General features: G+C 41.7%; 21 protein-coding genes and 2 pseudogenes. 17 read left to right on the top strand and 6 right to left on the bottom strand.

The features are described from left to right. Positions 1 to 424 precede the first annotated feature (424 nt). The 7 genes and pseudogenes from AC1F2U_RS25255 (at position 425) to AC1F2U_RS25285 (ending at position 7,668) form a co-directional block, all read left to right on the top strand. The gene (locus AC1F2U_RS25255) at positions 425 to 1,780 is read left to right on the top strand and encodes an APC family permease (RefSeq protein WP_480263577.1); all 1,356 of its coding nucleotides are present in this window, start codon (positions 425 to 427) and stop codon (positions 1,778 to 1,780) included. Positions 1,781 to 1,894: 114 nt separating this feature from the next. Beyond that, positions 1,895 to 2,557 carry a class I SAM-dependent methyltransferase gene (locus tag AC1F2U_RS25260; protein WP_480263578.1) on the top strand — a complete coding sequence of 221 codons (663 nt, stop codon included), beginning with the start codon at positions 1,895 to 1,897 and terminating at the stop codon, positions 2,555 to 2,557. Between the two features lie 392 nt (positions 2,558 to 2,949). Further along, positions 2,950 to 3,759: pseudogene (locus AC1F2U_RS25265) on the top strand (glucose 1-dehydrogenase). Between the two features lie 62 nt (positions 3,760 to 3,821). Further along, a complete protein-coding gene (locus AC1F2U_RS25270) occupies positions 3,822 to 5,225 on the top strand; it encodes a glycoside hydrolase 100 family protein (protein ID WP_480263579.1) in 1,404 nt (467 codons plus the stop codon). A gap of 512 nt (positions 5,226 to 5,737) precedes the next feature. Further along, complete coding sequence (locus AC1F2U_RS25275; RefSeq protein ID WP_480263580.1) at positions 5,738 to 6,040, top strand: hypothetical protein; 303 nt, start codon at positions 5,738 to 5,740, stop codon at positions 6,038 to 6,040. A 103-nt stretch (positions 6,041 to 6,143) separates the two neighbouring features. Next, entirely contained in the window at positions 6,144 to 6,611 is a 468-nt protein-coding gene (locus AC1F2U_RS25280) for a hypothetical protein (RefSeq protein ID WP_480263581.1), read from the top strand. A gap of 415 nt (positions 6,612 to 7,026) precedes the next feature. Further along, a complete protein-coding gene (locus AC1F2U_RS25285; RefSeq protein ID WP_480263582.1) occupies positions 7,027 to 7,668 on the top strand; it encodes a DUF938 domain-containing protein in 642 nt (213 codons plus the stop codon). A gap of 174 nt (positions 7,669 to 7,842) precedes the next feature. On the opposite strand, the gene AC1F2U_RS25290 is transcribed toward AC1F2U_RS25285, so the two are convergent. After that, positions 7,843 to 10,104, bottom strand: a complete 2,262-nt coding sequence (locus tag AC1F2U_RS25290) for a family 10 glycosylhydrolase (RefSeq protein ID WP_480263583.1) — start codon at positions 10,102 to 10,104, stop codon at positions 7,843 to 7,845. 205 nt (positions 10,105 to 10,309) lie between these two features. Between AC1F2U_RS25290 and AC1F2U_RS25295 the strand changes: the two genes are divergently transcribed. Beyond that, complete coding sequence (locus AC1F2U_RS25295; protein ID WP_480263584.1) at positions 10,310 to 10,771, top strand: DUF3592 domain-containing protein; 462 nt, start codon at positions 10,310 to 10,312, stop codon at positions 10,769 to 10,771. Positions 10,772 to 10,778: 7 nt separating this feature from the next. Here AC1F2U_RS25295 and AC1F2U_RS25300 read toward each other — a convergent pair whose 3' ends face one another. After that, the gene (locus tag AC1F2U_RS25300; protein ID WP_194041835.1) at positions 10,779 to 11,051 is read right to left on the bottom strand and encodes a Precorrin-3B methylase; all 273 of its coding nucleotides are present in this window, start codon (positions 11,049 to 11,051) and stop codon (positions 10,779 to 10,781) included. A 363-nt stretch (positions 11,052 to 11,414) separates the two neighbouring features. On the opposite strand from AC1F2U_RS25300, the gene AC1F2U_RS25305 reads away from it, so the two are divergent. Then, positions 11,415 to 12,944 carry a glycosyltransferase gene (locus AC1F2U_RS25305; RefSeq protein ID WP_480263585.1) on the top strand — a complete coding sequence of 510 codons (1,530 nt, stop codon included), beginning with the start codon at positions 11,415 to 11,417 and terminating at the stop codon, positions 12,942 to 12,944. Between the two features lie 487 nt (positions 12,945 to 13,431). Here AC1F2U_RS25305 and AC1F2U_RS25310 read toward each other — a convergent pair whose 3' ends face one another. Beyond that, positions 13,432 to 14,535, bottom strand: coding sequence for an alpha/beta fold hydrolase (locus AC1F2U_RS25310; RefSeq protein ID WP_480263586.1), 1,104 nt, complete (start codon positions 14,533 to 14,535; stop codon positions 13,432 to 13,434). A 303-nt stretch (positions 14,536 to 14,838) separates the two neighbouring features. Then, positions 14,839 to 16,122 carry an MFS transporter gene (locus tag AC1F2U_RS25315; protein WP_480263587.1) on the bottom strand — a complete coding sequence of 428 codons (1,284 nt, stop codon included), beginning with the start codon at positions 16,120 to 16,122 and terminating at the stop codon, positions 14,839 to 14,841. A gap of 666 nt (positions 16,123 to 16,788) precedes the next feature. Here AC1F2U_RS25315 and AC1F2U_RS25320 point away from each other — a divergent pair. After that, positions 16,789 to 16,977 carry a hypothetical protein gene (locus AC1F2U_RS25320; RefSeq protein ID WP_322670925.1) on the top strand — a complete coding sequence of 63 codons (189 nt, stop codon included), beginning with the start codon at positions 16,789 to 16,791 and terminating at the stop codon, positions 16,975 to 16,977. Between the two features lie 81 nt (positions 16,978 to 17,058). Here AC1F2U_RS25320 and AC1F2U_RS25325 read toward each other — a convergent pair whose 3' ends face one another. Further along, positions 17,059 to 17,241, bottom strand: a complete 183-nt coding sequence (locus AC1F2U_RS25325; protein WP_480263588.1) for a hypothetical protein — start codon at positions 17,239 to 17,241, stop codon at positions 17,059 to 17,061. Between the two features lie 591 nt (positions 17,242 to 17,832). On the opposite strand from AC1F2U_RS25325, the gene AC1F2U_RS25330 reads away from it, so the two are divergent. Beyond that, positions 17,833 to 18,813: an aldo/keto reductase gene (locus tag AC1F2U_RS25330; protein ID WP_480263589.1), complete on the top strand. Its 981-nt coding sequence runs from the start codon at positions 17,833 to 17,835 to the stop codon at positions 18,811 to 18,813. A 151-nt stretch (positions 18,814 to 18,964) separates the two neighbouring features. On the opposite strand, the gene AC1F2U_RS25335 is transcribed toward AC1F2U_RS25330, so the two are convergent. Continuing rightward, positions 18,965 to 19,162: a hypothetical protein gene (locus AC1F2U_RS25335; protein WP_480263590.1), complete on the bottom strand. Its 198-nt coding sequence runs from the start codon at positions 19,160 to 19,162 to the stop codon at positions 18,965 to 18,967. A gap of 31 nt (positions 19,163 to 19,193) precedes the next feature. On the opposite strand from AC1F2U_RS25335, the gene AC1F2U_RS25340 reads away from it, so the two are divergent. From AC1F2U_RS25340 to AC1F2U_RS25365, 6 genes and pseudogenes are all read left to right on the top strand, one after another. Next, complete coding sequence (locus tag AC1F2U_RS25340) at positions 19,194 to 19,694, top strand: DUF4174 domain-containing protein (protein WP_480263591.1); 501 nt, start codon at positions 19,194 to 19,196, stop codon at positions 19,692 to 19,694. Between the two features lie 419 nt (positions 19,695 to 20,113). Beyond that, entirely contained in the window at positions 20,114 to 20,386 is a 273-nt protein-coding gene (locus tag AC1F2U_RS25345; RefSeq protein ID WP_104909288.1) for a GlsB/YeaQ/YmgE family stress response membrane protein, read from the top strand. 1,165 nt (positions 20,387 to 21,551) lie between these two features. Next, positions 21,552 to 22,250: a hypothetical protein gene (locus AC1F2U_RS25350; protein WP_480263592.1), complete on the top strand. Its 699-nt coding sequence runs from the start codon at positions 21,552 to 21,554 to the stop codon at positions 22,248 to 22,250. A gap of 128 nt (positions 22,251 to 22,378) precedes the next feature. Then, positions 22,379 to 23,722: a hypothetical protein gene (locus tag AC1F2U_RS25355; protein WP_480263593.1), complete on the top strand. Its 1,344-nt coding sequence runs from the start codon at positions 22,379 to 22,381 to the stop codon at positions 23,720 to 23,722. Positions 23,723 to 24,200: 478 nt separating this feature from the next. Further along, a complete protein-coding gene (locus tag AC1F2U_RS25360; protein WP_480263594.1) occupies positions 24,201 to 24,551 on the top strand; it encodes a hypothetical protein in 351 nt (116 codons plus the stop codon). 32 nt (positions 24,552 to 24,583) lie between these two features. Beyond that, positions 24,584 to 24,868: pseudogene (locus tag AC1F2U_RS25365) on the top strand (efflux transporter periplasmic adaptor subunit); the annotation flags it as partial. Between the last annotated feature and the right edge of the window lie 126 nt (positions 24,869 to 24,994).

Below are 24,994 nucleotides of genomic sequence, written 5' to 3' on the forward strand. Positions count from 1 at the left end.
AAAATGCACGATTATGCCTTATTAGCAATCATACTTGAGATTAGTGTAAATACCACTATGGGAAGACGTTTTACCAATTCAAATTTTCTATCGTACTTGGGGAATAATGCTTTCTAGCAAAAGAAGTTAGAGCGATACCTACGGTGGCAAGCTACGCACAGAAATTAATCTTAATGTGGATTGATGGAGATTACAGTTTGAAGACATATCACTGGTGAGTGTCACTTTCTCGTCATAATTTCTTGTTAATCATAAAAGTATAGGTACTTTCTCAAAAGTTAAATTTTGGGCTGGTATCCCCAATCTCAAAGGTTTTATTGAATCGTGAGTTCCCAAATCTGGAGTACATAGATGATTCCTCTGTTGAACAAAGACTATAAAACAAAGCCAAAAGTCCCAACTCAACACTAAATAAGGAAGTAATGTGAGTAGACGTAAAAACTACAATTTGCTCGATCAAACAACAACTGAAGTAGCAACACCCAAACCATCCCTGACATTACCAGACGCAGTGGCTCTAATTGTCGGTATTGTCATCGGAGCGGGGATTTTTGAAACGCCGGCTCTAGTGGCCAGTCAAGCAGGTAGCGATATTGCTGTACTGCTTTTTTGGCTAATGGGTGGTGTGGTATCTCTGGTAGGAGCGCTGTGCTATGCAGAGTTGGCCACTGTCTATCCCGACGTTGGTGGTGTCTACTATTATTTGAAACGTGCATTTGGGCGGAGAGTTGCCTTTTTATTTGCTTGGGCGCGGATGACAGTGATTCAAACTGGTTCCATTGCTCTTTTGGCATTTGTTTTTGGCGATTATGTTTCTCAGATATGGCGGCTAGGCACGTTTTCGTCTTCTATATATGCAGCCATAGCGATCGCACTTTTAACTGCTTTGAACATCATCGGTTTGCAACAGGGTAAGTGGACACAAAACTTGCTAAGTGCTGCGAAAGTTCTAGGTTTGTTGCTGGTAGTCATTATTGGGCTTACCGCCATTCCTAATTCTGCCACCCCTGTAGAATCTGCATCATCCGGAACCTGGGGACTGGCAATGGTGTTTGTGTTGCTATCTTATGGTGGTTGGAATGAGGCGGCTTACATCTCCGCAGAAATTCAAGATGGACAACGTAATATTGTGCGATCGCTAATGTGGAGTATTGGCATCATCACTGCCATTTACTTACTAATCAATCTGGCTTACCTACGGGGACTAGGATTAGCAAACATGGCCCAGTCAGAAGCAGTAGCCGCAGATTTAATGCGCTCTCTTTGGGGCGAACCGGGAGCTTTGTTTATCAGTGTGCTGATTGCGATCGCTACTTTAGGAGCAACCAACGCCACAATCTTTACTGGAGCGCGTACCAATTACGCACTGGGACAGGATTTTTCGCTATTTGGTTTTATGGGACGCTGGCAACAACGTCCTAGCAGTCCTACCTATGCCTTATTATTGCAAGCTGCGATCGCCTTAGCACTGGTTTTTTTAGGCACGCTCACCCGCAAAGGCTTTGAAACAATGGTGGATTACACCGCCCCGATATTTTGGTTCTTCTTCCTGCTTTCCGGCATATCACTGCTGGTATTGCGCATCCGCGAACCCCACATAGTTCGCCCTTTTCGTGTGCCATTTTATCCTTTCACTCCATTACTGTTTTGCGCCGTCTGCGCTTACTTGCTGTATTCCAGCTTGGTTTATACAGGTGTAGGAGCGATCGCAGGTGTTTTAGTGGTGGCGGCAGGTATCCCTCTGTTGTTCTGGAATAACTACCGTCAAGGTAGGACTTAATACAATTTTGGATTGTGCAACCTAAACCTCACATAATGAGCAATTCAAAATTTTCTGACTATCAGTTGTTTTACTAACTACTGACCACAAGCTACTGAATCAAGGAGAAAATTTATGGACTTCAAAAAAATTCTGTTTTTACTGATTACAAGCGTTAGTATTACCAGTTTAGGAATTGCTGGGTGTACGCCGCAACAACAAGATTTGGAAGCCGGAACACAACAACCTTCTACTTTAACAGGTCAGACCGAAACCGAAACACCAGCGGCGACAACTCCCACAACTCAAGTCCAAGAACGTCCTGGAGATGTTCCCTATGTACCTACACCACAGCCAGTGGTCGATGCAATGTTGAAAGTAGCAAAAGTGGGTAAGAATGATGTGCTTTACGACCTTGGTAGTGGTGATGGAAGAATTGTTAATACTGCGGCACAAAAGTTTGGTACGCGCGGTGTCGGCATAGATATTAATCCTGAACGCATCAAAGAAGCTAATGATAATGCCCAGAAAGCAGGAGTAACCGATCGCGTCAAGTTTGTGCAACAAGACTTGTTCAACACTGATTTTAGTGAAGCAACAGTAGTTACACTTTACTTATTGCCAGAGGTCAATGCTAAACTCCGCCCGAAGCTATTGAAAGAACTCAAACCTGGTACTCGCATTGTTTCCCACGCCTTCGATATGGGTGATTGGAAACCACAGCAAACTCTCAATGTAGAAGGCAAAACTATTTACTATTGGGTAGTTCCCGAACAAGTACCAGCGAATTTGCGATAGAGACTAACTAATTCGTAATTCGTAATTAAGAGGCATCAGATTCAAGTTGAGTTTTCATCTCTTGGATCTGTAGCCTGATTTTTGAGAATTGATTTTATAAATTCACATTTTTTAAATTTAAATTACCTCCATTAGGGGTTAACAGCACGAATTTTAGATATTTTAAACAATAATCTAAGAGGATGTTTGAAAAGTTCTCTTCTTGGTAGCAAAACGTTTTAGATCCCCCTAAATCCCCCTTAAAAAGGGGGACTTTGATTCCGGTTCCCCCCTTTTTAAGGGGGGTTAGGGGGGATCAATAAGTGCCTAAAATCACAGCGAAACACTTTTCAAACAACCTCTAAAATCCAAAATTGTTTGATTAAGTTAAAATTCAAGCAAGGTTAGGAAATATGATAGGCTTAAAAGGGAAGAATGCTTTAATTACAGGTGCAACTTCAGGTATCGGTCAAGCGATCGCTATCAGACTCGCTCAAGAAGGCTGCAACATCGCCATCAATTGCCGCTCATACCCTGATGCCGCGGCAGACACATAAGAGATGGCATTGCAAAAATCCTGCGGAAATATCGAAAATTGTGGTGTGAAGTCGCTCCTGCTTCAGGCAGATGTCTCCCAAGAATCAGACATTATTGAGATGGTCAACACTGTAGTAAAGGAATTTGGCAGTTTAGATATTCTAGTTAATAATGCTGGCATTCAAGTAGAAAGTCCATCTCACAAAGTTACCACAGCAGACTTTGACCGGGTAATTGCAGTCAATCTCCGAGGTGCTTATCTCTGCGCCCGTGAAACTATTAAACACCTCCTGTCTGTTAATCGTCCGGGGGTGATTATTAATATTTCCAGCGTTCACGAAATTATTCCGCGACCGATGTATATCAGTTATTCCATTAGCAAAGGCGGGATGGAAAACCTCACCAAAACTTTAGCTTTGGAATATGCAAGCCAAGGTATTCGTGTCAACGCCATTGCCCCCGGAGCAACAGTCACGCCAATAAATCAAGCCTGGATAGATGATCCTGAAAAAAAGGCGATCGTGGAAAGTCACATCCCAATGGGGCGTGCTGGTTCCTCAGAGGAGATGGCAGCCGCAGTAGCTTTCTTAGCTTCGGATGAAGCCGCCTACATCACCGGACAAACACTATTTGTAGATGGTGGATTGACTTTATATGCTGACTTCCGGGAATCCTGGTCAGCTTGAGGTTAGGCTGGCGTACTTTCCACAATTAAGCCGATACATACCATTAGTGGAATTAAACGCCCATGACTAACGCGATCGATAAGAACAGTCAGATGGAAGCAGAAGCCTGGGAATTATTGGAAGATTCCGTAATTTATTACCAGGGAAAACCCATTGGTACTGTAGCCGCCAAAGATGCGGAGTCAGATGCACTCAATTATGATCAGTGCTTCCTCCGCGATTTTGTCCCTTCTGCCTTGGTGTTTCTTATGCACGGCAAAGCAGAGATTGTGCGTAACTTTTTAGTAGAAACACTGAAATTACAAAGTCATGAAAAGCAGATAGACTGCTTTGAACCGGGAGCGGGATTAATGCCTGCCAGTTTCAAAGTACATTCTAAGGGGAATGAGGAATTTTTGGTCGCTGATTTTGGTGAACTAGCGATCGCTCGTGTTCCCCCGATTGATTCTTGTATGTGGTGGATTCTCTTGCTACGAGCTTATGAAAAAACTACAGGCGATTTGTCACTAGCGCGTCAGCCAGATTTTCAAGCCGGAATCAAACTAATTTTGGATCTTTGCTTAGTACATCGGTTTTCCATGTACCCAACAATGTTAGTTCCCGATGGCGCGTTTATGATTGACCGTCGCATGGGAGTTTACGAACATCCTTTAGAAATTCAGGTGTTATTCTACGCGTCTTTGAGGGCTGCTGGTGAATTGCTGTTACCAGATGGGGATAACGATACTTACCTCGGCAAAGTCAATAGACGATTGGGATCTTTGAAATATCATATCCGCAACTATTATTGGCTAGACTTAAAGCGATTGGGGGAAATCTATCGTTACAAAGATAACGAATTTGGTAAAGAAATTGTTAATAAATTCAACATCAACTCAGAATCAATTCCTAGTTGGTTGACCGAGTGGTTGCCCGAAACTGGAGGATATTTAGCGGGAAATCTGGGGCCGGGACGGATAGATTTTCGCTTTTTTGCGCTGGGAAATCTGATGGCAATTTTAACTTCCTTAGCCAGCGAAAAAGAATCTCAAAGCATTATGAATTTATTCGCTCAACGTTGGCAAGACTTAATCGGCTATATGCCTGTTAAAATTTGCTTTCCCGCTTTGGAAGGTTTAGAGTGGAGAATTGTGACAGGATGTGACTCTAAAAACAGGGCTTGGTCTTATCACAACGGCGGTAACTGGCCCGTTTTACTGTGGTTATTTACCGCTGCGGCACTAAAAGCCGGTCGAACAGAACTTGCTCAAGCAGCGATCGCTATTGCCGAAAGGCGTTTATTTAAAGATAAATTTCCTGAATACTACGATGGCAATAATGGTCGTTTAATTGGCAAAGAAGCCCGAATTTATCAAACTTGGAGCATTGCCGGATTGCTAGCTGCTAAAAAGCTTGTGGAAAATCCAGAGCACTTAGAATTAATCAGTTTTGCAGAGGGTCTGGAAGTCCCAGGCTGTAGCCTGTAGGTAGATTGTAGAGACGGCGATTCATCGCGTCTCTTGCCTGAACCCAACAGATTGAGTAGTCAATACCTCGCAAAGTTTAACCCCAAAAATGATTAGTGGTGTAATTATACAGGGTGTTTCTACTAACTAGTACAGCGAGCCGTCAATCCAGCTACCATCTCAATTCAGCAGACAACAGGCAGACAAGTTGTTTTGAGCAACTGGTTAAAAGTAGACAAACTTTTGACTGTACTAGCTATACTGACATAACATTATAAGCGGGCCAACTTTTGGTAAGTATATTTTAGTAAATAGTGTATTTGTACTATAAAAATCTTGATTGAAAAGTTACAGCGATCGCACAGCCTACTTCTCTATGAGAGTTTACACCAACGAGTTACCCTGCCTCTGAATACCCTTCTCAAATACCCGATAACTGATACACTATATTGTAAGAGGTATCTGAAGTGTCATACTTAGTAATATCATCAGATCGTCTTTGCATAATTAACACGTTTTAACGTGTATTAACCATGAAAAATACTTCAGATTTAATTCTAGAATTTGAAAAACTATTCAGACAAAAATTGCAACTAAATAATTGTAAACTTAGAAAGAAAAGACAAGAGAATAATTATGAAATTATTACTCCAGCTAAAGATATTTTTTTGATGTATTGGTCTGAATTTCCAGAAGTTAACTTAATATATCAGGCTGTAGGGGTACGCACTCAGCAGACTAGTGTTTATGAACGAGCTATCCGCTCCCACATTAGTTCTAGTTTGAGTAGTATTCAGGAGAATCCTCACTCTGAATCACCATTATTGGTGCAATAGCTGAAACTCAGATAACACAGACAATATTTACTAAGCTCTCGCCAGTTTTGTTATATAGCTGACGAGAGTTGACCCCCAAAGATGTGTTGATCGAGAGATAAAAATGCAATCCGAAAAAAATCAAGATCAGCTAGATTATAAAACTTTGTTAGCCAATGCAAAGCAAGCCTTAAAAGTTGAATATCAAAAATCAGCCGCTTTAGCATCCCAACTGAAAGCCATCAAAACTCAGTTAGAACAAGTTCTGGCTGAAAACAAAACTCTGAGAGAAAGTACCTATGAAGATGTAGTTAAGCACTTTGAGGCGCGTACTCAAGCAGCAGAAGCACTGGCACTAAAAACAGAAGTACGCCAAAAATTCCTGGAAGCCAATGGTTGTAAGGATGATGAGAGCTTCGATGCTCTATGGGATAGTATTAAAAATAAGATTCAGATCCAAGATAGTGAAGTGAGAATCGTTGCTCAAAATGGCACTCCTAAGTTTACTTTAACAGGTAGCATGATGACTTTAAGGGATTTTATTCAATCCCTCAAACAAGATCCAATCTCTGGAAAATTTTTCTTGAGCTAGAGAGCTAAATTCATGAAAGCCTCTGGCTAAAAGCAAACTAAAGATTGTAGTCAAAAGTTATTTATCTTCGTCTCCTGGCGACCGTTTGATTTGACTTTGTTGGGCATTCCACTCCAAAGCAATGCACTCTTAATACTTATCAGTTCAGGAGAAAAGGGGAAGGGAAAAGGTAAAGAAAAAACCTTTAACCCTTTCCCTTTTCCCTTTTCCCAAAACCCGATTCCGAATCAAAAATGCACAAAGCGAGAAGTTACCCTGATGATTTAATAAAATGGTTGTATGGCGGTGAGCCTGCAAAAAGTGACTTGCTCAAAATTGTGCAAATCTTTTATAAAAGTTAGTCAAGTTCTTCGTTTAATGTTTGAGAGATATCTATAGTTTCATATTCAGATTAATTATAAATATAACGATCCAGATGACACCACAAGACGCACGAAAATACGCACCAGCAACCGAGCGTAACCGCGAATCAATTCTAGAAGTACTTTTACAAGTGTTGCCGGAGAGCGGCACTATTTTAGAAATAGCAAGTGGTACTGGCGAACACGCAGTCTTTTTTGCATCCAGGCTCAGAGATTATCTGTGGCTCCCAACCGATGTAAATCCACAATCAAGAGCCAGCATTATTTCATGGACTGAACACAATGTATGTGATAACGTTTATGCACCGCTTGAACTAGATGCAAAAGAACCAGTTTGGGCTGTGGAAAATGGTGGATTTGATTGGCTGAATACGAAGCCAATTGTGGCCATCGTTAACATCAATATGATTCATATTTCACCTTGGTCAGCCTGTCTGGGGTTAATGGCAGGGGCAGGTCGTATCCTAAAAGCAGGAGGTATCCTCTATTTATATGGCCCCTTCAAACAAGGTGGAGAACATACAGCTGCGAGTAATGCAGCTTTTGACGAATATTTACGCACTGAAAACCCAGAGTGGGGTGTGCGTAACTTGGATGATGTCATAGCAGTAGCTAGCGCACAAAATCTGATATTGCAACAGATTTACCAAATGCCAGCTAATAATCTTTCAGTAGTGTTTCAACGTTCTATCTAGTGATTGACTTTTATTGGGCTAAAAGCCAATACCCTTAAGTTAAGGGTTATTGGTGTCAATAATTGCTCTTTCAAGACGCGATAAATCGCGTCTCTACATCTGGGTTTCGGCAATGTTTGTGTAAATCCTGGGTTAATTGAACGCTATCTGAGTAAGCAAGTCTTTACTTTCTTCTCACCGCCGACTGCGAAAACCCTGTTTACCATTAACTTGGTCAAAGAGTACATCGTATTTATCAAATAAGGCGATTCCAGGATTTACAAATATAGTCAGTTCTGCTTGTGGCGAGATACTCAAATTCCAGCGATTAAATCCGTCACGGGTTCCTGGTGTCAAACTGTAATCAAAAATGCCATTAATTCCTACTTTCACAGCATTTGCTGACCCTAATACTCCGGGTTTGAGTTTACCTGCTGTAGAAGCTGACTTGAATTCAGTCAAACCATTAATAGTTCCAGTATCAGCGATCGCTCTGCTATTACACAAATTTTTTGCAGAACTCCCAGCAATAGTTAAACAAACTTTGTTCAGTCGAGAATCCCATCTTTTACCGGGTACACCATTAATTTCGGGTTGTTGACTCCAAGAGGCCATTTTGAAACCTGCTTGATTCTCGGCAGTTAAACCGAGAATTAGGCTGCCATTATTACTACCACCATTTCCAACGACAATAAATCCGTTACTCAGATTGCCTGGTAATTTTCTCAACGGGTTATAGGGAAGTGATTTTTCAAAATAGTTAACACCGATAATTCCCGAAAATGGTACACCACTATTTGCCGAACATTTAGGTTTTTGGGCAGTACATTGGCGACTAGTAACAACCTGTACGGGAACAGGTTCGGCGGTGGGAATCAAACCAAATCGGACATTAGTGTAAACTAATTCTCCTTCCAGGATAGTACCATCGCTTAATACTTCCTTGATATTTTGACCTGTTCTTTCGATCGGAGAATTACCTAAAAACTCTTTGGGAACTCTTAGCCCTGCTGACCCTGTATCTAATAAAATACGTTTTGGTTGACCATTTGCGATCGCAACTTCCAAAAAATAGCCGCGAACGCGTTGCCCAAGGGAAGGTTTTGGATATAAAGGTAAGCTTATGGTGTTAAAAGTTGGCTGGCGGGGTGTATTTTGCGAGATATCGCGCAACGCTGAATTTGGAAAAAGAGCCGCAAATGCCGACTGGCGTTGCGCTGCTGGTTCAGGGGCAATATCCCAAAGGCTTTCGTAGTAGAAAAAGCCGATACCTAAACCGCGTTGTTGCGCTGCTTCTACCTGGGATTTGATTTGTGGGATGGCTACTGGACGATTTCGTAAACCCGCCATAATCCCGATACCAGTTGGAATAATTTGTTGGGTTTCTAAAATTTCTGGGCGGGTAATTTGAGCGATAAAACTTTCCAAATCATTACGGTACACCTGCATGACCAACTCATCAACAATACCCAACCGTACCCAGTTTAGCCAATCTTGCAGTTGCATTTTATAGGCGAAATTATAGTAATTAGGAGCAACTGAAAAAATAGCATTTGGTTTTCTGGCTTTCACGGTTTGGTAAAGGTCTACCATGAAGGTAGTAATTTTATCTGCCCGCCATTTTATCCATGCTTGGGCTTGGGGGTTGGGTGGTGGAGGATTCCCAGTTTCTTGAGTATATAGACTAATTGTGTACTTATCGTAACCAAAATCTACAGGTAAACTCATGTGGTCGTCAAATTGAACGCCATCAGCATCGTATTTAGCGATAACTTCTATCACGAGTTCGCGGATAAGCTGTTGCACTTCGGGGTGAAAGGGATTCAACCACGCTACTTCACCCGCAGCACTAATTGAAGTTTGAGTCCCATCCCCTTTTTGTGTTAGCCAATCTGGATGCTGCGATGCGAGTTCTGAAGTTAGAGGAACCATAAAACCAAATTCAAACCAGGGTATTGCTAGTAACCCTTGTCTGCGGGCTTGAGTAATAATGTCTGCAATTACATCTTGTCCCTCTGCTCCCTTGAAGAAAAACGGGATACCCTTTTTCTCCATGATGGCACTGGGGTATTGTGTATAACCATCATTCCAGACTACGGGATAAACAGTATTAAAGTTTAACTGCCGCAGTTGGCTCATGGCTGCTTGCACCTGTGAACGATTTCTAAAAACGCTAAAATCGTTACCACTTAGCCATACTCCCCGAATTTCCTGACGAGGTTGAGCAGGTAATTGGGCAACGGCAGGCGCAAAGCTGTTTAGTAGCAATACTAGAAAGAATGAGATCAGACATAATAATAGCAGCAGACGCTTTTTCAAAATCCACGGCGATGTCTGTTGACTCGTTACCTGTAGCTTGCTTAGACCTACTAGTACTCGTCTGTGTACAGGCTTAAATAGTAAGTTAGTTAGAGTTGCATTAATTTCTCTACTTTTTTCCCAAAACTGAGTTGTCATTACTTCTGCTTACTAAATGAGGTTAATTGGTTATATTTAGTACCATATAAAGGTTAAATTACTACATCAAAAAACTGATGCAGTAATTTAGCTGCAAGATATTTGACGCAGTTATAAGGTTAGTGGTGCCAAATAGAAATGTTTCAAATGTAAGCTGTAATCGAAATGCTGTGATGAAATTTATTGTTGTGCTATCCTCAAACCCATGAATTTTCAACCTCACCAAAATACTTTTGACGACAAACTAAGCGCAAGTATTGGACTGGCCATTGGATTGCTGTTCATTGGGGGCGGTTTTTGGGTACGTAACATAATTGCCCGCGAAAGTGCAACGCTAAACGAAACACGTGGTACGGTGGTAGACAGCATTAGTCGTCGCGATCGCAGCAGTACGAATAACAATGAGCAAAAAGAAACCTATGCGCCAGTTATCGAGTTTTTAGCTAACGGTAAACGCACTCGCTTTACAGGCAATTATGAGTCTTACCGCTCCAGCAACGGCCAGATGGTGGTGATACGTTACAATCCTAAACAACCCATAAGCACTGCGCGTGTCGTGAATCCGCTAGAAGGTTTAGTACCTTGGGGAATGTTTGGTATGGGTGGGTTAGCTGTGGTTTTTAGTGTGGGCGCACTGTTGCCTATACGCTGGTCTTCAGGTGAGTGACTATAAATTAGATATGTTTTGATTTTCGTGCTGACTTTGGCGGCGTTCGGTGTGCGCCAAAATATTTCTCACTGCGGTAACGCAACCACACCCGCAACACTTGCGGAATCTGGTCTTTTTGTTCCTTAGTCAAGGTATTGTAAAGGGCTAAAGCGCGATCGCGTTCGCCCCGACAAGCAGCATTGTTGTGAGCATCCCAATAGCTGCGGGCTACTCGAATCCGCCGACAGACTTCTTTAATCAGTGCCTCTCCCGTAAGTGGAGTATCTTGCTTGGTCATACTCAAATGCTATAAATTTCTAATGCCATCCTAGCGAGTCAGATTTATCTTGACAGTTCAAATTTCAAGCTGGCTGATTTCACTGAGGTAATTCCATCACATTACTATTTATGTCATTCGGTATATGTGCGCGAACCGCAGTAGTGATTAACTTAAGCATTAGGAAAATGACTGTATTAATTGAGTTTAAGCTAAAGGGAATCAATAAAAGACCTTTTACTTACTTTTTGATGGTATTTATCTACAGTCTCACTGCCTGCATTTTTCAGCCTTGGGAGTTTTTAACAAGCTCACTAAGCTCTTATGCTGCCGTCTTCAGGCAAAAATCTCTGGTAGAAATCAACCTGTATTAGGAAGTGGGCAATGCATATTGGATTTCTCAACCCTCAAGGCAATTTTGATTCAGGCAATAACCACATCACCAAACACCCAGATTTTGGGGGTCAGCTAATTTACGTTAGGCAAGTCGCCATAGCCATTGCTCAAATGGGTCATAAAGTTGATATTATCACCCGTCAAATTATTGACCCGGAGTGGCCAGAGTTTGCCGAAGCGATTGGCACTTATCCAAAAATCGATAATGTCCGCATTATCCGCTTACCAGCTGGGCCAAAAGAATTTCTCTCTAAAGAGTTGTTATGGCCTCATCTTGTCGCTGATTGGATACCCAACATCTTAAAATTTTATCAACAGGAAGGTAGCTTACCCGATGCTATGACTGCTCACTACGCTGATGGAGGACTGTGTGCCGTTCTAATTGAAGAGGAGACAGGCATACCTTTTACCTTTACTGCTCATTCTCTCGGCGCTCAAAAGATCGACAAATTGGAAGTCACCCCAGAAAATCTCACAGCAATAGACGAGCAATTTAATTTTAGATATCGCATTTTAGCCGAACGCCTGAGCATGAATCGCTCGGCAGTTAATATCACCAGTACACGACAAGAACGTTTTGAACAGTATTCTCATCGAGTCTATACTGGTGCAGTGGATGTAGACAACGACAACCGCTTTGCAGTGATTCCACCGGGAGCAGATTTCTCGATTTTTGGTGCAAAAGCGCGTTCCGAAAACGAGGAGGCTACTTACGAGTTCATTCAGGAACGATTGATACGGGACATTGCAGAAGATCGTCGAGATTTGCCCGTTATCTTAGCATCTAGTCGATTAGAACTGAAAAAAAACATATTGGGTCTAGTGCAAGCTTTCGCAATCAGTCCAACACTTCAAGAACGAGCTAACTTGGTGGTAATTACAGGGGCGCTGGACAATCCTTTACGAGAAGAAACTAGCGACGAAATAACTGAAGAAGTATTAGCCCCGATTCGGGAGGCGGTCAAAGAAAACGACTTGTGGGGCAAAATCAGTGCATTTGGCTTGTTACATCAGTCTCAAGAGTCATTAGCAGCAACCTATAGGTTTTTGGTTAAACGTCGCTCAGTATTTGCGCTGACCGCACTCTACGAACCCTTTGGGCTTGCTCCCTTAGAAGCAGCAGTAGCAGGTTTACCAGTGGTAGCAACCAAGAACGGCGGCCCTAGCGAGAGCTTGCGACAGGGAGATCGAGAATATGGCGTACTCGTCGATCCAGAAGATCCTGCTGATATTGCACGGGGCTTGGAGCGGTTGCTATGCGATGCTCAGGAGTGGGAGTATTTTGCCCAAGCTGGTCAGCAACGAGTGTTGAAGAAGTACACTTGGGAATCTACTGGTGAAAACTACCTGTCTTTGCTTGAGCAAATTTTGTCTTCACCGGAAACTCGCCCTCGCGCTGAACTCCTTCCTATCCATCCCTACTTCCTTAATCCAGAATCGCAGACCGATGTTTTTTTGGAAGAATTGAGCGAACTCTACTTTGGATCTAATCAAAAGGTAGTAAGGAATGCGGATTAAATAAAGTGCAAAGCAGAAGTTGCTACAAAAAAAGTGGGAGTTCTTGCAGGGAAGGCGGAGGTTGCTACAGACTGCGCGAAACACCGAAACGTCAAAGCGGAAGTTCTTGCAGGGAAGACGGAAGTTGCTACAGACTGCGCGAAACACCGAAACGTTAAGGCGGAAGTTGCTACAGACTGCGCAAAACACCGAAACGTCAAGGCGGAAGTTCTTACAGGGAAGACGGAAGTTGCTACAGACTGCGCAAAACACCGAAACGTCAAGGCGGAAGTTCTTGCAGGGAAGGCGGAAGTTGCTACAGACTGCGCGAAACACCGAAACGTCAACCCTGGAGCAATATTTTTTGATGGATGCTAAATGTGGGATTCATATCATGTCCGGTTAATTAGTTATAATTCCCAAATCTATGCAGAAAACCCAAAACCCCTCCCCTCTGCACCTCTGCGGTCTTAATGATAAGTCTTTAATCGGACATGATATCAGGCAGCTATGAGGAGCAGCCAGCGCAAAATGTGCTGACTGCTTCAGCAAACTGTTGGTTTTGTTCCATCAATGCCATGTGTCCACCTGGTTTTAGGGTGACTCTTTCAGAGTAAGGTAATTCTGCTTTCATGCGATCGCTTGCTACAGGTTTTGTCGCTATATCTGAAGCCCCACACATTACCAATACAGGAACGTTAATAGTTGCAAGTGTGTCTGTTTCGTCGAACTTCAACATTCCCAGTGTGCCACGAGCCAGAACACCAGGCGAACCCAATGCTGATAATAGACCTGCAAAACTTAATTGACCGCGTGTTTCAGTACCCGTAAATCCAGATAGTTCGACGGTGATGTACAGCGAACCATTTAAATACGAGAGCCAAGTCATCAACCAAAAAACCGGCCACAACACGATAGTCAGGTACAACACAGGTTCGAGTAGAGGTTTCTGCAACTTACGTACCAGATTGCTAAAGATACAAGTTTTTACCGGATTAGTGTAAGTAGTATCTACAAGAATTAAGCCAGCCACCCGACTCCCCAATTGCTCTGGAAACAGGCGACAGAATGTCAGGTTAATCATGCCGCCCATGCTGTGTCCTACCAAGATAACGGGTTTATCCCCTGCGATCGCAACAACAGCTTCCAAGTCACGGGCATATTTTTCTATAGAGTGATCGTTGTTTTTCGGTTTAGTGGATTTTCCTAACCCTGGTAGATCCCAAACAATTACTCGGAAGCGATCGCTTAATTGTCGTTTGGCATAATACCATATAGTACTGTTTGGCCCCCAACCGTGTGACAAGATAATTGGTTGGCCATCTTCAGGGCCAAAAAACTCTACTTGCAATACGCTCCCATCTGGACGTGGCAAGCGCTGTACGGTTTTGCTACGCATAAACTTGGGTTCCTGGTTTCCAGGACGGCGCAGCAGTGGCAAACTGATAAAACGACCGCCAAAAGACCACAGAAACATTACTAGTCCAGCTACTAAGTAGGGCGTTCCTACAAGTTCTCTTTCATACCACTCATAGAGAATGTAAATCCCCCCGCCAAGCACCCCAACGGACAGCAGTTGAAACAGCCATACAAGTAGAAAATTATGAGGCATGAATATCATGAGCCTAAACCTTGCAATGCTTTGTTAACTGCTTTTAGGTTCATACCATAGTTAGAATAGTCCAACTTTCACTCCCAAGAATGATTTATACAGTGTTGGGGTGATAAAAATGCTGGGTTAGTTAATAAACGGTGTATATGGGCAAAAATAACTATTAATAAAAAATATTCCCTCTGCCTCCTGCTTTTTATTAATTAACAACTCTTCAGTAGGGATAGGTTAGTGACAGGTGCATGAGCCTACAGCACGCTAGCGCATTCGCATTAGGGATTACGAATTAATATCAAATGCTTACTACTCAGGCAAAACATTAACTGAATCGTTACTAAAATTTTCTTCAAGATAGTGTGGATCGCTTACTCCTACGTGCAAAAGCACTGCTGTAGCTAATGCACCGATAGCTGCTACCAAGAAGGTAGTTTTATAGTCAATATTCTCCACTATCCATCCACCTAGTAGGGGCGCAAGGATGGTGGCAGGAGCAATAAGGGTATTACCAAGACCAATATAGGCTGGTCGTTGGTGTTGGTTGCCAAACTCTAAAGTCATTACCGCAGCAATATTTTGCAGAGCCATCATACCTATTCCTTCTCCTATAAATACCAAGTAAAACCAGTTTGTATTGGGTGCTAAACAAGCTAAAACCGAACTGAATACACAAGCGACACAACCAATTTGTAAAATTAACTTGCAACCTGTGCGATCGCCCAACCAACCCAAAACCAATCCAGCAATAGTTTGTGTAACCATCAATAGAGTCGTAATTAACCCAACAGAAACTTCTCCCATCCCATATTGATGTATGGCATAGAGTGTATAGAAGGGAAGTGGCATCAGTGCGAACTGTGAGATCATACGTGCGATTACAAAGCAACGGAAATTCTCATCGCACCGGAGAATTACACCCAGAGTGTGCCAAAATTCACCTCTAGTTTCAAAAGCTGATGGTGTGGTCTTTACTGGCTCTCGCGTCCTAGACATAAAAAACCAAGATAGAGCCATTGCCAAACTGGCACACAAAAAACACAGAGCAAAGTTAAATGGTTGAGCAATTTCCTTAAGCAGTAAACCAGCGATCGCAGCACCACAAATACTCATCAAATTAGCAGATGCTGCTAAAGTACCGTAAAAAATACCAAGCTTTCTGGAGGGAACAATTTTAGCAATCATGCTTTGCCAAGCAGTGGCGCTAAACCCACCGCCTAGCCCATGCCAAATGAGTATGGCAAATGTCAACAGTAAGATAGTTTGGTGATTGAGTTCTAGTTGTAATAAAGCCACCAGTGCTAATCCCAAAAAAGGAAGCTTATGATGAATTGTCAACAACATTACAGTTGGTTTGTAACACTGTAGGCGAGCTACTTTATTAACTGTTAATAGCTGAGGTAATTGCCAGCCTAAGCGTGGAATAGCTGGAATCAGGCCGATAAGCAATGCAGAATCGGTAAGAGTGCTAACAAATAGTGGAAGAATCGTGAAAAATGAAGCAAAACCACTCCCAAAACCAAAAAATCCACTTTCAATAACATTGACAGTAAAGTTATGGCGAAGGTCTTTTTGAATTTCAGAATTAAGCATTTTTATAGATATTGCCAGTTTAGTGATTTATTCCCTTTTGGGGAAACTCAGGCTGCATTTTGAACAGGTTTATCTTCTTTTTGTAGGTACTTAGAAATTACCTAAGTACCTACAAAAATCTGAGTTCCATAAATTGTTCCCAAATGTTGTACTTAAATCACCGTTGAAAAATATTTTTGTAAAATATCCCAATTTTTGATGGTGAGCCATACTGCAACAGAGTCCTGGGTCAATGGCAGGTATAGGGTAACTTTGAAGGTGTACGTCTGTGATTGGCTGTTAGCGGTGTAGAGAATGGCCTCACAAACCTCACGCTTATTAATCGCAGAGATTGACTTGACAGTAAAATAGCTAAAGCGTAGGCGTAGCCCACTGTAGGCATCGCACAAAATTTATTGAGAAAGGTTGATTTGAGGTTGGAATTCTTTGGGTTAAGGGAAAACCGGAAGTCTGTCTATCAGTTTGTTGATCCCAGGAACCCCCTTCTAATCAAGTCAGGTTTACCTGCTTTGCATACCAATTAGCTTGGGGATATCGTGTTTCTTTCAATACTGGGAGGCAAACGCAACCTTTAGTCACCCTTTCAGAGGAACTTGTGTGAAGCTGTAAGAGAGTGAAGAATCAAACTCTCTTCTACTAATCAGTTCTAACTTGCCCTTTGTAAATATGCCTTCAATTAGCTACAACCGCACCAACAGCCAGCAGCCACAAAGCATTACCATTGAAGGTTATGTTGTCCGGCCAGGATTACACATTCTCAGTTACGAGCAACTAAAGTTGCTACGAGAACAAACACAGCATCATTCTCAGCTTGAATCTCTAGTTAGCCAAGGTGTCATTAAGTTGACTGGTTAATAGTCTTCAATTCATTTGCAATTCATCTCATCACCTGCTTATTGGGTAGGTGATGAGATGAATTGCTGTATTAGCTAAGTTCTAAGTAGATGAGTTTGAACGTTCTATTTGCTGACGAATAGTATCAATAGAAGCATTAATACCAGCCAGTCTAGACTCTAAATCATCTCGTAGCCAAACCAAGAATTTTAATTTCCGCTCTAAGCTAGCTTTGTGCGAAATGGGTTCGCTTCCATAACATGGATTACCCCAAAAAGGAAACATAGTTTACCTCTGAATTTAACTTTTGTAAGAGTGCAATATATCGCACTACTATATTCTGACTAATCACAATCAAACTGGTGTATGTAACAACCGACCATTATTGTGTGTGCTTAACGAACTCTTGCTGAAAGTTCTCTCTTGAATTGGTGGAGGTATTTGACCAAACTGTCATCAACTCTATCCACTTCTCCTTTAAGACAAAGCTGAAGTGACGATACCATGTTCAAAGGTTCTGGCAATTTGGCATCACAACTTTGTATTTTGCAGTTTAAATGAGATATCAACAGAACAGAACAACCACAAATCGCCAGTTGTTGACCCAACGCTGTAAAATAACTCAGCAGCCAATTCACAGCGCTTGGTCATCGCTTCGCTACAACTGGCTAGTAATTAGACTAGAAAATACATAATAAATGTGCGTAAGCTAGAAAGCTGTATTAAAACAGCTGGTAAAATAAATGTGAAGTACCCGCAAATTAACGTACTTATATCAGTAAATACTTCTAATAATAGATGACTTGGTGAAAGGGAAAGGGATAATGCTGAAAGGTGTCAAATTCTAAGACCAATTACTGAGTAGGAAATTATTTTATGAAAACTAGAAAGCTAGGCAAACAAGGCTTAGAAGTTTCAACTATCGGACTTGGTTGTATGGGAATGTCTGAGTTCTATAGCGGTCGTGATGAAATTGAGGCGATCGCGACAATTCATCGGGCATTAGAACTCGGAGTGAATTTTCTTGATACTGCTGATATGTATGGGCCGTTTACCAACGAACAATTAGTAGGCAGAGCAATTAAAGATCGCCGAGATCGAGTAATTTTAGCAACTAAATTTGGTAATGTCCGTACTGAAGATGGTGGTTTTAAAGGGGTTGATGGTAGACCAGAATATGTCCATCAAGCTTGCGATGCCTCGTTAAAACGTTTGGGAGTGGAAGTAATTGACCTCTATTATCAACATCGAGTAGATCCAACTGTCCCCATTGAAGATACTGTCGGGGCAATGGCAGAGTTAGTCAAGCTGGGAAAAGTGCGTTATTTGGGGCTTTCGGAAGCTGCCCCGGCGACGATTCGCCGAGCTGTAGCAGTTCACCCGATTACTGCACTGCAAACAGAATACTCTCTTTGGAGTCGAGAGCCAGAGGATGAAATTTTACCCACCGTGCGGGAGTTAGGAATTGGGTTTGTTCCTTATAGTCCATTAGGAAGAGGATTTTTATCAGGTGCGATCGCTAGCCCTGACGATCTTGCACCTGATGACTATCGAAGAAATTCTCCTCGCTTTCAAGGTGAGAATTTTTATAAAAACCTGCAATTAGTAGAGCAAGTCAAAGCGATCGCCAGCGAAAAAGGAGTAACTTCTAGTCAGCTTGCTTTAGCATGGCTATTAGCTCAAGGAGAAGATATTGTCCCAATCCCTGGTACAAAACGCCGTACTTACTTGGAGGAGAATGTTGCAGCTACCGAAATTATCCTGACTGAACAAGAGTTGAATCGACTGGAAACAGTTGCACCAAAAAATGTGGCAGCTGGCGATCGCTATCCTGATATGAGTACTGTTAACCGTTGATCCCGCTGAGTGTTGGAGTATTTTTCCAAATTCCGCTTTAGATGCACAAGCAGACATTACCGCAGCTTAACAAAGTAATCACCCCGAATTTTCTAAGGAAATGTCAAAAGTAGCGATCGCTATTTTATCGGCGACATATTTGGCTACTCATTCAATCATCTGGAAACTGCCAGCACGAGATATGTTCAATATCTTTGCTGCCGCATTTACTACAGACTGCATCCATCACAGAGTCCACCCATTCATCACTACAACTACGGCAATGACAGAAAATGTTATTGCGGTTAGCCATTTCAATACCTTGATGCCACTGTTGTAGTTGAGAAGAGTCTGTCCAAGCTTCTGACATTTCATCAAACCTCGTTCATGTCATTGTCATTATGAGCCTAACAAGCCCCGAAGTGAATAATTCAGTATTAATCGCTCTGACTCTTGCCGCATCTATAGTCCTGTCGCCCGTCAGCATTGCTGGTACTGTCCAAGGTTCAACCCATACTATCAAAATGTCTTCATTTAATCTCAATTCTCAAAAATGGCAAAACCGTGTGCTACTAATCTTTGCACCATCTGTTGATAACCATAACTATCAGCAACAGATGCAGGTATTTAAACAGCACCAAAACGATTTTCAAGATCGAGATTTAGTTCTTGTTCAAGTTTTGGCAACAGATAAAAGCTATGCCAACGGACAGTTAATAGATGAATCTTCTGCTACCAATTTGCGAAATCGCTTTGGGGTTGATAAAGAAAATTTTCGCGTCATTTTGATCGGCAAAGATGGAGGTGTTAAGCGCCAAGAAACTACACTAGTGCAAGCGACAGCAATTTTTGAGCAAATTGACGCTATGCCCATGCGTCAGCGAGAAATACAAGAACGATAAATTGGTCAAGCAGTTGGTTTTCTTGTTTTACATTCATGCAAGTACAGGTAATTGCTCTTTTGCTATCCCAATCCCTAAGCGCAAACTTCTTAAGCGCCAGAATCCTACAAGTTGAGTAAACTTAAGTGCGAACCTACAAAAGTAGCTGCTTTCAAACCTGAGCTTAATTCTTCAAGTAGATGAGAACAATCATTAAAAATGCATATACTGCAATTATCAAGCAATGAATTTATTAGTTCCTGGTTTTATACCTACTAGGAGCTTTTTTATTATCCATTTCAATTAAGAGAGTTCATCACGAGAAGTAATAGCGTTCATCCTCAAGGCTATCGATTATTGCTTCTGTTGATAGATTGAATGTCAATATTTGGATTGCTATTGTGTATTTGTCACTAAAAAACGTTTATCAAATAAAAACAATGAATATTCTTGCTTGGATTGTTTTAGGTCTAATTGCTGGTGCGATCGCAAAGGCTATCTACCCCGGTCATCAAGGCGGCGGAATTTTAGCAACAATTTTATTAGGAATCGTTGGTGCTTTTATTGGTGGCAGTTTGGGTGTATTCTTCAGTACAGGAAGCTTTGCTTTAGCGGCTCCCTCTTTGAGTATTCCCGGTATTGCAGTAGCAGTTCTGGGTGCAATTGTTGCAGTCTTCCTGTGGAATGCGTTAACTAGCCGCAGTGCATTGTAATAAATTAAATTGAATTAACTAATTTAGAACTTACGCACTTTTTGTCCGATCTGTCAATGCGTAAGTTCTGTTTATCAACAATTATTGACAGAATTTGCCGCTTGTCATGCTGATAGCCTCAACATTATTCAGGTTGATAATGTTGAGGCTATGATTTTATTTTGAATGCCTTATCTGTCGCAAACATTTTTTTAATTGGTATTAGAGAAGTCGTAAATATCTGCCTTACAGGCTTATAAGGTCTGTGGCACCGACAGCGTGCTAAATCGCAAATTTTATACTTGTAATCTACTTAAGTTTTTTTGGTGCATAGGCGTAGACCATCATAGACATCGCCTAGTAGGGTAATTAAACACTTGGGTTAGCGATCGCAATCTATTATTTATAAGTGTTTTACTTTAATTAATGTTACATTTAATACATTAGAATATCAGGCTACACACTACTATTATTTAATAATTTAATACTAGTAGTGTGTGATATAGATTAAGCTTGCCTCTCATCTATTTGCTATGAAATTTAATGAAGAGGTAGTTACGATTCATAGTGTACAACTTTGACAACTGTCCACAATACTGTTGCATGTCTCAAGCTCATGGTAATATTATTTTACTGTCAGGGAGATATTATTTATACATCAATTTGTAACCATGCTGGAAGAGCTAGTTAGGTGCGCTACCTTCAAAAAAACAAAAAATTATTCAACCTACCCAGGAAATCAACAAAAGCCCTAACGTGCAAAGCACAGAGCTTTTTGAACTCTGCTTATATAAGGTACTAAAGAGCTAACTAAAGCTCTTTTTTAGGAATCATCATAGCCAGCGAGAAAGGCATAAACCCTTCTTAAAATGGCAAAAAATTAGACAAGAGTAAATAGAAAAGTTTTGACGCAATGTCAATAGTTTTTTGTATATGTAAAAATATCAAAAAGCCTAATTTGTATTGTCAATAAGACATTAACATTGTGTGTTTTATTTAGATATTGATTCTCTTTGTGTTTAGTTACCTATATGTAAAAGTCCTATTTGATTAGTGAAAACTTAAGCTACCCTCGCTCAAATCAGGCAAACACTTAAATTTAACAAATAATTTAGGACTGCTAGATCGATCTCGATCTAGTAAAAATTCGATTATTCACAAAGTCAGTAAGAGTAACAGGAAAAACATGAATATCATAGTTCGTTTGTTTGGAGCGATCGTTCTCCAAGTATCTGCGTTGGCTGCAATGTCTAGTATGGCAATGTCTGATGACAAGCCCTTTCGCGTCAATACCCAACAGAATCCTGCTGTTTATCCAGAAAAAACAACACAGCCCTTTCGCGTCAATACTCAACAGACACCTGCTGTTTATCCACGAAAAACAACACAAAGGATTTGCTCTTTAGATCCCATTGAAGATTTATTACCTCCACCACAAACTAAGACAAATAATTCTTTGCTTTCTTACCTTGCTGAACAGGGTTTTACACAAAATAAAGAGGGTTCCTGGGTCTGTTATGCGAACGATCCTAAAAAAGAAGGACGTTACTTTACTTTATTTAAGGTCAAACAAGTTAATAGCAGGCTCATAGCAAGTTCTTTCTTAGATGAAGGCAGTCTGATTCAAGGGCAGGAGAATCGTAGCTTGGACTTCTTTATGATGCTGATTGAGCGTCATACGAATACTACTAAAGAGAACCGTCAAGGTATACGTAGATATCTACAAGCCTTCGTTTCCTTAGTCAAGGAAGGGAAGATTAAACCTACACGTCGTGGGTATCTTTTTGACCAACCAAACCGGGCGATGGTCTTATATCACACACTCTCATCGGGAAACCTTAAAGGTACAGGAATCACGATCAACATTTATTTACCTAAGAGTTGAATTGGGGAAGTAGGGGAGCAGCACTTCGGCTACGCTCAGTGACCGAGGAGAAGTAGCAGTAAGTCTTTCCCCTCTGCCTCTTGTGCCCAATCCCCAATTAAATTGCTGTCGTTTAGTGGAGGTGCATCTTGTCTAAATCAATTGTTCAAAGAATTGCGATGCCGAAGGTAGTTCGCTTTGCAGCGATCGCATTTTCATCTGTTGCAGTAGTACTTACTACGTGTCAGTCTGCTTTTGCACAGTTAAATGTTGGACGCTATGGCATCCAACAAGGACTGGAGTCTGAGTATCTCCAGTACCAAATGAATAACCAGAATTTGAGCCGGATGCGAGTCATTCCTGGATGTGATGTGGGATTTGGTCTGACCTGCAATAAAACTGGATCGGTAATCCAACGATTAGTGGAGTTAAACAATGGAACTAGTTATCAAAACCTTCTAATCCGAGCAGCCGGTGGGGAAAAAAACTTCCAGAATTTTGCTAGCTTCTATGGCAATAATCCCAATCTCTCTGCGGTGCCTTACGCCTCATTTTGGAGAAACGCATCTCCCGCAATCATGGATGGATCTCAATACCTTCTTGGACAACCTTTTGGTCGTAATCCAGTAGAAGGACTCGGACTTGTAACCAAGCAGTTCTACTGGGCACCATACTCAGGAGTTAATGACTCGGTTAGCCTTCGTAATGGATTACTAGACCTGAAATTGTCATACGGACGATTGCTGTTTGAAGAGGCCTCAAAAATTTCTAATATTCAAGAGCAGATTCAGTCTCTAGGTCTATCGCCAGAGATGACAAATTTTTATTTAGATAAAATCTCTACAGGCTTGGATGCATTGAGTTCTGGAGATCAGAACCAACTCCAACAGAAGATTTTTGAAGTACTATCCTATCCATACTCCGAAGATGGTGGGGAACTCGGACGCCCCAACAATGCGATTCCAGCGGAATTTAATCAGCTCTTAGGTGAAGATATCGCAGGAGATACTTTGCTAAGTGACAATCCACTAGCCTTGGATGGAGAAACAATAGCTTTTGATGCTTTCCCTGGCTCTACGGGAGATGTCTTGGTACCAGACAGTTCTAATTCCTTTCCACTTTGGCCAATAATCGGCGTTGGGGGTCTTGGTTTAATTCTGCTTCTACTACTGAGTGGCGATAGTTCTTCAGCTCAAACACCTATTTCTTCATCTCAACCACCAGTTTCTTTATCTCCTCAACCACCTGCACCTGTTTCTCCAGAAAATGCACCTTTGTCTCTCACCAATAAAGGCGAATGCGATCTGACTCCCAGTGGTAATGGTTCTAATCACACACAAATCGTTGAGATTCCATGTAATATTACTCCTCAAACTCCCACGCAAGTAAAGAAGGTAGTGGAGCCATCAACGATCAAGGCGCTTGTATTGCTAATTGTTCTACTATGGATAGTCGGTAACAAATACCGAACGTTAAAAATCCGTCATTCGTAATTGTTATATAAGGGGATTTGGCAAAAAGTTGGAGCGCTAGTTTCCAGCGATGTCTACGAGCATTAGGCTTAGAAAGAATTGAAGAAGAATTCAGAAGTCAGAATTCAGGAGTCAGAATAAATCAGTGGGGGATTCAGACCCATCACTGATTGTAGACTACCAAATCCACGATTTGGTGGAGGTGCAAAAACGCCATTTATTCATCCGCCAGCGATGCACTGAGCCGATCGAAGTGTCGCACAGAATTCAATTCTGAATTCTGGCTCCTGACTCCTGAATTTTGTTCTGATAATTAATTGCTTAATTAAGCACTTAGGGTAACACAGCTAGCTGTGCTACCCTACCCGTGTAACTCATTCAAATAAGAATCGCTATTATTACAATTTTGTAATTCGGACAAAGGGAAAGCTGTCATATTGGGCTGGTGTAATTAAAACTATCAACTCTTTCCAATCTCAGCAAAACAAGATTGATTGTTATGATTATTCGTCAATTTCTAGCCTTGGCAGCCATTTCCCTCACACTTGCAGCCTGTGGTCAAGCAGGCAGAAACCCGAACCTGACCACCCAAAACCCCACTCAAGCGCGCGAGCAACTACCACAAGGGAGGCGATCGCACCGTCAGATAGATTTTACAGCCGCGGCTCAAAAACTCGGTGTCACCGAAGCGAAGTTAAAAGAAGCTTTGAGAGTACCTACTAATCCAACCAATCCACCAGATGGAGAGCGTCGCCGTCCCGACCTGAAAGCAGCAGCTACAAAGCTCGGTGTTACTGAAGAAAAATTGCGGGAAGCCTTGGGAATTCCGGCACGTCCTCCGAGCAATTAATCAATTGCTGCTAGGAGTCGATCGCAACGACAGCACTACTAAAAGCAGGAAATCGTCAGGAAGATATTGACGCCGCACGCGCTCAAGTGGTTCAGCAACAGGGCAACCTAAAAACGATTCAAACACAAATTCAAGACACAGTAATTCGTGCTCCATTTACTGGTATTGTGACTTCCAAGTATGCCGATCCGGGTGATTTCGTTACACCGACAACATCAGGGAGTTCGGTTTCGGGATCGACCTCTTCTTCGATTCTGTCACTGGCATCAACTTATCAGGTTGTGGCAAATATAGCTGAAACCGATATTAGCAAAATTAACCCTCTTCTGTCACTTTCCGGTTATTCTAAATAAAAGAATAAAAAAAGAAAATCCTGAAAGGTAAGTAGGGCAATGGATGTAGAATTACAAATCTTGAAACATTTGCCAAGAGATGCTCACCCA

The organism is Nostoc sp. LEGE 12454, assembly GCF_056620565.1.